The organism is Silvanigrella sp., assembly GCF_044369315.1.
Classification (GTDB): domain Bacteria; phylum Bdellovibrionota_B; class Oligoflexia; order Silvanigrellales; family Silvanigrellaceae; genus Silvanigrella.
In genome coordinates this window covers 1-10,063 of record NZ_JBIPMD010000113.1, presented here as the reverse complement: position 1 = coordinate 10,063, position 10,063 = coordinate 1, and the positions used below count along the sequence as shown (strand labels likewise).

9 protein-coding genes are annotated in these 10,063 nt (G+C 28.4%); 1 reads left to right on the top strand and 8 read right to left on the bottom strand.

Translation table 11 applies throughout. The annotated features are described in order from the left end of the window. Window positions 1–68: 68 nt before the first annotated feature. The 7 genes from ACIQ56_RS10105 to ACIQ56_RS10075 form a co-directional block, all read right to left on the bottom strand. Window positions 69–332: a hypothetical protein gene (locus ACIQ56_RS10105; RefSeq protein WP_397600941.1), complete on the bottom strand. Its 264-nt coding sequence runs from the start codon at window positions 330–332 to the stop codon at window positions 69–71. Between the two features lie 381 nt (window positions 333–713). Next, a complete protein-coding gene (locus ACIQ56_RS10100; RefSeq protein WP_397600940.1) occupies window positions 714–1,061 on the bottom strand; it encodes a hypothetical protein in 348 nt (115 codons plus the stop codon). Between the two features lie 124 nt (window positions 1,062–1,185). After that, the gene (tig, locus tag ACIQ56_RS10095; RefSeq protein WP_397600939.1) at window positions 1,186–2,472 is read right to left on the bottom strand and encodes a trigger factor; all 1,287 of its coding nucleotides are present in this window, start codon (window positions 2,470–2,472) and stop codon (window positions 1,186–1,188) included. 185 nt (window positions 2,473–2,657) lie between these two features. Continuing rightward, complete coding sequence (locus tag ACIQ56_RS10090) at window positions 2,658–3,347, bottom strand: uracil-DNA glycosylase family protein (protein WP_397600938.1); 690 nt, start codon at window positions 3,345–3,347, stop codon at window positions 2,658–2,660. 91 nt (window positions 3,348–3,438) lie between these two features. Further along, the gene (locus ACIQ56_RS10085) at window positions 3,439–4,200 is read right to left on the bottom strand and encodes a fatty acid desaturase family protein (RefSeq protein WP_397600937.1); all 762 of its coding nucleotides are present in this window, start codon (window positions 4,198–4,200) and stop codon (window positions 3,439–3,441) included. Window positions 4,201–4,305: 105 nt separating this feature from the next. Continuing rightward, window positions 4,306–4,818, bottom strand: a complete 513-nt coding sequence (locus ACIQ56_RS10080; protein ID WP_397600936.1) for a peroxiredoxin — start codon at window positions 4,816–4,818, stop codon at window positions 4,306–4,308. An 11-nt stretch (window positions 4,819–4,829) separates the two neighbouring features. Continuing rightward, window positions 4,830–5,531, bottom strand: a complete 702-nt coding sequence (locus ACIQ56_RS10075; RefSeq protein WP_397600935.1) for a hypothetical protein — start codon at window positions 5,529–5,531, stop codon at window positions 4,830–4,832. A 459-nt stretch (window positions 5,532–5,990) separates the two neighbouring features. On the opposite strand from ACIQ56_RS10075, the gene ACIQ56_RS10070 reads away from it, so the two are divergent. After that, complete coding sequence (locus ACIQ56_RS10070; RefSeq protein WP_397600934.1) at window positions 5,991–9,149, top strand: collagenase; 3,159 nt, start codon at window positions 5,991–5,993, stop codon at window positions 9,147–9,149. Here the strand turns inward: ACIQ56_RS10070 and ACIQ56_RS10065 are convergent. After that, entirely contained in the window at window positions 9,136–10,026 is an 891-nt protein-coding gene (locus ACIQ56_RS10065; RefSeq protein WP_397600933.1) for a LysR family transcriptional regulator, read from the bottom strand. The genes ACIQ56_RS10070 and ACIQ56_RS10065 overlap by 14 nt on opposite strands. Between the last annotated feature and the right edge of the window lie 37 nt (window positions 10,027–10,063).

Below are 10,063 nucleotides of genomic sequence, written 5' to 3'. Positions count from 1 at the left end.
AAATAAAATATAACAATAAAATTAATATGTTAAATAATGAAAAAATGAAAGGTGGGTATTTATACTTACTAGTTTGTATAACTCTTTTCTCTTTTTTTAAATAAACTATATGAATTATACTTTTTTATGGCTTCACCATGAAAAACAACGGAAGCGAGGCATTTTTCTTCACAGCCATGTTTTTCTGCAAGCAACCCTCTTAATTTACCTAAAGCAAATGGTTTTGAAGTCGTTATTGCTTTGCCACATTTTTCACATCGAATTGTTTTTATCTCAATATCATATCTTTTTGCCCATATTTGATAATCTTCTAAAGGATATAAAATCCCCATGAATAATCCTCCTTCAAGTATATTGAAATTAAAATAATTAATATAAATATTGAATTAAAATATTTTACTAAAGAATGAATATATAACGAGATTTTCATACAAATGACGAATAAATTTTTAATAATTATTTAATAAAATAAATTGATATTCAAATATTAAATGAATTGAATTCAAATTTTATAGATATAAGTAAATATCATAAAATTCTTTAAAAACCGCCATTGTCTTTAAGTATCTTATATCAATAAGAAATAACTGTCAACTAACTTGACAAAATGATTTTAATTTGAAGAATTGAACCAATAAAATATAAATAATATAAAATAATATAAAAAAACCACTCATAAAGAGTGGTTTTAATGCATTAAACTAAGTTTTAAATTAGTTAGAAGCTGGTGCAGCTGGTGCTTCTGCAGCTGGTGCTGCATCAGATTTAGCAGCTTCCTTGTTAGCTTTCTTTTTCTTGTGAGCAGTTTTTTTGTGCTCTTTCTTTTTGTGCTCAGCTTTTTTCTTTTCAGCAGCTGGTTTAGCTTCTGGAGAAGTTTCGCTAGCAGCAGCTGTAGGAGCCGCAGCAGCTGTAGGAGCCGCAGCAGCTGTAGGAGCCGCAGCAGCTGTAGGAGCCGCAGCAGCAGGAGCCGCAGCAGCAGGAGCAGCTGTTTCATCAGCAAATGCGGAAGTGAAAACAGAAAGAGCAGCAGCAGTTGCAACTAATGTAGATAAAAGTTTCATAATAAAACCTCCAAAATGGCTACGAAATAAATTGTAAATAGAAGAGGAGCAAAAAAATCATCCTCGAATTATACAAACGTATGCAAATCGAAATTTATTCCAACTTAAATTTTTTTACTGAAAATTATTTTTCTTCAGTATATTCAATTTTTGCTGTTTCAAGAATTTTTGCAATTACTTTACGGATCATCACTTGGCCACGGAATTCATCATAAATTTGAGTTCCTGCACGTTTTACGAGTTCGCGCGGATCCATTCTATTTGCCATAGCATAAGCTGCTATATCTCTTAGCATTTCATCATCACTTACAGAAATGCCTTCTTGGCGAGCAATATGCCCAAGAGCTAAAATCCCACGAACTTGTTTATTTGCCCAATCACGATATTTTGCACGAACGGACTCATCATCGCTTTTTACTTGAGCTTCTTTTGAAGCATTTGCATTGGCATCTGAAATCGCTCTATCAATAGTGCTTTCAATTAAGCTTTCTGCAACATCAAAATTATTCTTTGCAAGAACGTGATCAACAATTTGAGCAAATGCAGCATTAGAACGTGCATCTTCATTGGATTTTTTGATTGTTTCTATAATGTTATTTTTTGCTTCATCCATAGTTTGATGACCAAGGCGTTTTGCAAACTCTTCATCTAATGGAGCAGGAACAATAGTTTCAACTGAGTTTAAAACCAATTGAAATTCAACAGTTTTTCCTTTTAATTCCGTATCTTGGTAATTTTCAGGATAAGTAACTGCAAAAGTTTTAGTATCAGAAGCCTTTAAACCAATAATTGCTTCTTCAATAGCTGGAATATTAGAGCCATTTAATTCAATTAATTGAGTCACAGCTTCTTTTTCTTTTAATTCAATTCCATCTTGAAATACTTTGTATGTTACATTAGCAACATCACCTTTTACAACAGCTCTTCCTGTTTCATCTTTTTCAGTTTTACCCAGAACTCGAGCATAACTTGTTAAAAGTTTTTCCAACTCCGTTTCAGGATTAATATTTAAATTAGGATTCATTTTAACAGTAACATCAGAGTAATCTTTAATATCAATTTTTGGATTGATATCTACAGTTGCAGAAAATTCAAAATCTTTATTTTCATCAAACTGATTTTCTGGCTCAATGTGTGGATAGCTAACAATTTGAAAATCAACTTCTTTAGAAGCATCTGAATAGGCTGAATTGATCACTTTATCAGCAGCTTTTTTAACGATATCGCCCAAATAAAATTTGCGAATAAGAGCTTGAGGTGCTTTTCCTTTACGAAATCCTCTTACTTCAGCAGTTTTTTGAATTTCTGAAGCGACTTCGGAAAAAGCGATTTTGATTGAAGCAGCTGGTACAGAAATTTTAAATTTACGGCGGGTGCTGTTAACTTCTTCAATAGTTGAGGAAAATGTCATTTTTTGTTCCTACTTACAGTGTAATCCTAGATAAGGATGTTGCTTTAAAAGTTGCCAAGTCCGAAAAAGAGAGCAAAGCAAACACGATTTGATTAGCTACGAACAATTACTAAAGAGAGGCTAATAGGTCAATACTGAAGTGCATTTTGAAATAATAAAGAAGAAAATTTTACAAAGTTTAAGGATTACGAGTTCGCTTTAAATGCCAAAGGCTGCAAAACATTCCAAACGTCGCGTCGCCAATGAGGAAAATCTCGTAAATCACGAATACTAGAGAGGAAAAAGACTCTCATGGAAAGACCATCTAAGGATATATTCCTCATTTCTGAATTTTCTAAGAAATCAGAACTATTCAGATTTTTATCTAAATGAGTTAAGGACTGAAGCGCTCGATAGCCAAAACAGAGGATGACTTTGGGCTCTACTTGAAAGATCTCTTGTGAGAGATTACGCAGACCGCATGTTTTGATTGCATTTTCAGGAAGACCTCGCTCAGGTACGCATTTTATCGCAAAAGAAAAGTGGCAATCTTTTAATATATTTAATTTATTTAATAAGTTTAATACTATGGAAGAAATTGGGGACTGAATCGAAAAAACGTCTTCGCTAGCTTCATCTATGGTGTCTGGAAAGTCAGATAAAACAAAAAAAGATTTTGAAATCATTTTTGTTTCAATAAGAACCCTTTTTCTTTTGTCAGATAAAGAGCAAGCGGTACATTTAGAAATATTTAAAAAGGGACTTTCTTTTTCTTGAATTTGAGTGCAAAGCGGATTAAAATTCGGATCCGAAATAGGAAATCGCACCATTCCTTCATTGATACCTAAAAGTAACTTATCTTTAATTTGATTTTGTATTTTTTGTAAGTCACTCACACTAAGACTCTCCTAAAAATGCTAAGAGTATCGATTGGTATAAGCCGTAATTTAATTATATATTTTTGTAAAGTAATTCGAAATTAAAAATTTATAATAGCTTTTCTGCTGCTTTTTCACCAATATCTTCACGACGAGGAAGTGCTTTTGTATACTTTATAATAAAACGTTCTAGTTTTGGAAAAAATTGAAAATAAGTTAACACAGGATTCATCCAACCCGTAGTTATGCAATAGTATTTATTAAAAGGAACTGTGTGATGTATTTTATGATGTTCTGGATTTAATAATATTCGAGTTTTTTGCAGAAAGCGTAGAAATTTATTAGGGTTTTTACTATGTGCCCATTTATGTATTTGATTTGTAAATAAAACAAATATAGTCATAAAAAAAACAATATAAACAAAAAAAGATGTTACTTTAAAATTATCACCAACATTCAAAAAAAGACAAACAAATAAGACAGGAGTTCCAGCTAATGCGCACGCTGCATTTGTCTCAATAAAATCATGTCGAGTAATAGCAAGCTCATCGACATGGTGTTCGCGAAAAGGACGAATAAGAGCTGGACCTAAAAGAGGAATATCTACAGACCCCCATGTGTCACCAGCCCAATGAACAACCCCTCCAATAAAATCGCTTAATACCCATCCTATGATAAGAGCAGGAATTGTTAAAAACCATAAATCCGTAAATGAAAAAATGATTTTCCAAATAATAATACCTGAAAAGGTAAAAAATAAAATAAGACCTAAATATTCAATAAAACGAAACCATTTAGGGTAGCCATTGGCGAGTTCTTCATGATTTCTTTGAACAATATCTGATGAAGTGGTCTTTCTTTTATCTTCCATAATAAACACCCCATTTTTATTATCTAAAAACACAAGATCTCATTATGTTATCATATTTTGAAAATTTTTAAAATAGAGTCGAAAATTTATAAAAACGGCAATAATTTATCCTCTATCGCTATTTTTTAAAATATCTTTTAAAACACCATAAACTTGATCTACATGGTCAGCTACTTTTACTTTTCTCCATTCGGCAACAACAAGGCCCTCTGGACTGATTAAAAAAGTGGAACGTTCAATTCCCATATACTTTTTTCCGTACATGCTTTTTTCTTTCCATACACCAAAAGATTCACAGAGCTTTCCTTCTTCATCTGATAAAAGTAAAAAACTCAAACCTTCTTTTTTGATAAATTTTTGGTGGCTTAAACAGGAATCTTTACTCACCCCTATTACATTGCAATCAAGGGATTTAAATATTTTTAATTTTTTTTGAAAGTCATTTGCCTCGATTGTACATCCAGAAGTCATATCTTTCGGGTAAAAATAAAGAATATTCCAGTTACCTATCAAATCATCATTTGTTACTTTATTAGACTCTGAATCTAAAACAGAAAATCTTTTAACCTTAAATGGTTTTAATAAAATCGGTGATATTACTTTTTTCGCTACAGGCATTTCATTTACCTCTAAAACAAAGGGACTTCAACTTCTCGTTTTTCATTTTGATATGCATTTTTTCTATGATCTGCTGTTGCTAACGCAACAGGAGAAAGATCTAAATAAGGTTGTAAATTAGGATTAAGCCCCAATTGAATACTTTCAAAATCTAAGGCTGCTGTTCCTGAGTTCACTAAAACAATTGGCAACTCAAATGCATCTGCAAATAACTTTTCAAATTCCAATACAACAGAAGAAGAAGCAGACGTTAACCATATTTGATTTAATTTTAAATTCCATAAAATTTCAGTAAGCTTCACAGAGGGTAAAGTACTTTTTAAAAGTTCTTCTTTAAGTCTATCTTTAACAGATTCCCTAATTTTTTTCCCCACTTTTTTTATGGAGCCTTGCGCATCTTCTTTTTCGTGCCCCAAGGCCTCAAGAGCAGCACGTAATTGTAGTTTCATATAAGTCGCGGGAATTTTTTTCTTATCAGAACGCATTCCAAATAAAAATACATTTTCATAAATTAAGGAATGAGGATTGTCTATTTTTGCTTCACCTGTAAATGGATGACAAAAACCAGATGCTTCTTCCCTTGTATCATCAAGATCTATTGGAGAAATAAAAGCTTTTTGCACACGCTCTAATATCCATTGAAAAGAAATATCTTTTCCGGGAGATAAAATTTGAAAGCGCTTAATCGCTAGAGATCCAGTTGCAATAGGCATAATCCATCTTTCTTTTGAATAATTCTAAATCTGTATCTTATCAGAAAGAATAAGATATCTTCTAACTTACATTTTATTAAAAAAATTACAAACAAAAAAATATAAAAATGCTTACCATAATAAAAATTTTATTAGGATAATGATTCATTTTTATTATTTTAAAATTATGGGATATTTTTGATAAATTTTTTATTAATAATTTTTAATAAATTTTTCATATTAATATAATTATATTTTTTATAATAGATTACCAAAAAAATAATTATAAATAAAATTTCTAGCATAAATATACATTTCAATAAATTCTTTATTATATATTACAAATAATTATAAGTTATAAATTATTTCTATACTTTTCCATAATTTCACGAAATAAAATTTGATTTTTATCTACATATAAAATAAACGTTAATGCACATTCAAAGGAATGAATGGGAATCTAAACAAGGAGGTTTTTTTATGAAAAAGAACAATTATTTTAATATTAACAATTTGTTATTTAGTAAAATTGGATTTGTTGTTTTATCTAGTTTTCATATTATGACTTCAGCACAGCAAAATAGTTCACATAATTATGAATTTGATAAATCAATACAAAGATGCAATGAAGATATTGGAAAAATTAAAAATATAAATGATTTATTAAGTAATTTAAAATCACTTGATTTAGAATGTTATAATAAAGTATCTAATTTTAATCCCAGTTTAGTTGAAGGATACCTTAATCAAGAGAGTATGCTTAAAATAGCTCAAACTGCAAAAGAATTATTAGAAAATCGTTATGATTCTATAAGAGATTCAATTCAAGTACCGAATTCAAAAAAACAAGTTTTAGAAAAAACACAAATAGATCTCCTTTTAAAATTATCAAATATTCTGAATACAGCTTACTATTTACAATCATTAAATAAAAATTTTGTTTCAAATCCACAATATGAAAAACAATTAAAAGAATTCATTTCTTCAATCACTTATACCTACGCAATTTTGATTCATTATCAAAAAATAAATAATTCTACAGATGAAGAAAAAAAATTAAATAAAGAGTTTAAAAAATTATCTAAAGAAGTTTTTGGATTAATTGGTTCCGCAAAATCTTACGAAGAATCTTTAAATTTAATCGAATACGTTACAAAAAATTCTCGTTATATTACAGAAAATAAGACACTTTTAATATACTCAATTTTACCAATTCAACTTGCTTTATCAGCTTCACATGATGCAGACGGTATTTACTTTAAATCCGCTGAAAATATTAATAAATTTAAAAATATTATTGTTAATATTCAAAATATTTTGAAAAATGATAAAGGAATCATTAATGATTCTTTTTATGAAAATTATATTTTAGAAATAGGAAAATTTTTAAGATACAATAGTGTTAAAAATGGAATTATTGAGACCCTAAGAGAAGTAATTAAAAAAACAACTGGTGGCGATTTAAATGATCCCAAAAACAAACCATCTACCTTTTGGTTAGAAGCAACTTCCGTATTAGAATATTATGAAATTTTAAATAGAGACACCTGTAAAACGTTTACTGATGCAAATGGAGCGGACGCTTGTAAAGTAAAATCCAAATTAAGCAAATCTTTATTCAAAAATAGATATATTTATGATGAAGGTAGTATTGTCATTTACAGTTCGTTAAACAAAGATGAGGCAAATAAAATTTATTTTTCAATGAAACAAGTTGAAAATCAATATAAAAATGCTTTACAATTATTTGAACCCATTAAAAATGATAGAAATAATAGGTTATATGTTTATATTTATCCTACAAAAAAAGATTATCTTAACTATAAACCTTACATTAGCGATCTTGATAAAGAAGAAGACGGTGGTGTTTATATAGATAGCAGGGGAGCGTTTTATACCTTTGCTGGGAATCAATTTTTAGAAGATTATGTAAAACACGAATATATTCACTATTTGAATAGTAGATATCTATACAAAAATTTTGCAAATGAGACAAAACAACCAAATCCTTGGAAACATATGGATTGGTTTATCGAAGGTTCTGCAGATTTTTTTGCTGGTAGTAAAAAAACTGGAATTGGAATTTCTGAGTTAAGATATAATTCTTTTTTAACTAATAAAAAAGTGATTCCTATTTATGAAATATTAGATTCAAAATATGAATCAGAATATTCTGATAGATTTTATTTTACTCATTTTCTATTTAATAAACATAAAGATATTTTTGATAATTTCATAAAATTAATTAAAAACAATGATACAAATAAATTTATGGATTTAATTCATGAACTATCAAGAAATGAAGAATTAAATACAGAATTTCAAAATTATGTAAAAAGTTTAAAATTTGAAAAAGAAGATATTGCAAAAATAAATAACAACATTAGTGATTTTTTTGTTGATATAAATAAATTTAAAGAAAGTTTTCATTCTATATATCAAAACAGCAAATGTGAACTTTTAGCAAGTAGTATAAATTCTGATAGTAAAAAAATAAATCAAATTGCCCGTGTATCCTGCTCTATTCGTTTAAATTCTTCAGAAGAAAATAAATTAAATAAATTGCTTGAAATCCCTCAACACAGCCAAACAAACTGCTTGTTTGATAAAATAAATAAACAGTTTGTTTGTGAAGGAGCAGTTAAATCAGCAAATTTTGCCGATTTATCCTCCTCACTTAAAACAAAAATTCAAAATCTTGAGTCAGAGCAATTTGATAGAACTTTCCCAATATATAATGATAATTTTTTCTTTTTTAAAGGTGATATTTACTCATCTACTCTTGCAAAAGGAAATAGAGACGAGGGGTGGTATTACGAATATGTTTTAAGAGATAAAAATACTTCGTTTGAAGTCGATCCCGATGGTGAATACTCATTTCGTAACAAAGATAACTTTGAAAAAGTTACAAAAACAGTTACAATTAATGGAAAAGAAATTGAATTATCTTTTTTCAAATTTAAAGATTTTGATAAACGAATTTTTGCTAATAAAATTCCAACAAGAAAAGTAGAACAAAATAACGGTACTTTTTATGATTATGCAGATATGAGTTTATACAGAAATGAAGGAAGCATTGAAAATACAACCGATAGTTTTAGAGTTTTTGATGATAAATTTAGATACGATGAAGTTAATGATTACGATTTTAAAGTAAAAGAGAATCCCTCTGGTTCTATCGTAAATATACATAATCGTTATATGTTTCAATATATAAACAATAACCCTAAAAAAGATGATAAAATTACATTTACTGTATTTAGACATAATGAAGAAAAAGGTGAAATCACATTACCAATAGACAATACTTTTACCAGTGATTACTTTGAAGATATTAAAAATCAAGAAATAATAATTGATGAAACCATTCATTATACTGTTAAAAAAAGTAACCTTGATAATTTTCTATACAAAGATATGAATAAAGATACTTTTATTTCAGGTATAAAATATAACTTTACTTTACTTCAAGATTTAAAGTGTAATAAATCTCAATTATGGGATGATGGTTATTTTAGATTCACAAAAAGAAAAGGTTGTAATGAAAAAACCGATGAAGCTATCGTAACCGTAACAAAAGTAACAAACAAAGGATTGTCTAAAGTGAGAACTGTGAAAGTCATTTTCACAATTGATTAATCCAGTTTTTAGATAAAAAGTTAAACAAAGTTTTAACTCGATTATTTTGGAGTTTTCCAGTTGGAGTTAATAACCAAACACTCCCATAGTCTTCCAACTGGTCTTCTAAATGAATTTCTATCAATTCCTTAGACAATAAATATTTTTTAAGGTCCCAATAAGAACGTATCGCTATTGCTTGCCCCTCAATAGCGTATTGATTTAAAACATTGGATTGATTTGAAATTAGAGTTCGCAGTTCAGAATAATCTCCTAATTTGATTTTACTATTTTTAAATAATATTCTCTCATGTATTTCAAGAAAAACTAAATTATGTTTCTTTAAATCAGTTAAGGTTTGAGGAGTTCCAAATTTATTTAAATAAGATGGTGTTGCACAAAAAATTAATTTATTAGAACCCATTTTTTTACCATGAAGGGAAGTCGATTCTAAATTTCCAATTCTTATTGCTAAATCTATATTATTTTCAATTAAATCCAAATAACTATCTGTTACTGTCAATTCAATTTTTATTTTTGGATAGAGTGATAAAAATTTTGTAATTTGTTCACCTATAAAACTTGTTGCTATTGCAGTTGAACAAGTTAAATGTATTTTACCCTGCATTTCTTGCGATTGATTTAAAGAGGACTCAAACTCTTTCAATGAATCTATTAATTTTTGTGCGTATTGAAATAAAACAAGAGCATCTTGAGTGGGTGTTACATTTCTAGTACTGCGAATAAATAACGGAAACCCAAACTTTTCTTCTAAATTATTAATTTTATTAGAAATAGCAGCTTTTGATATTTTTAGCTTTTTAGCTGCTTCTGTAAAGCTTCTTTCTTGATAAATATACAGAAATGCATAAATATCATCTAAATTACTAATTTTCATAGACTAATCCTCTATTGTCAATTATATATTAACAATG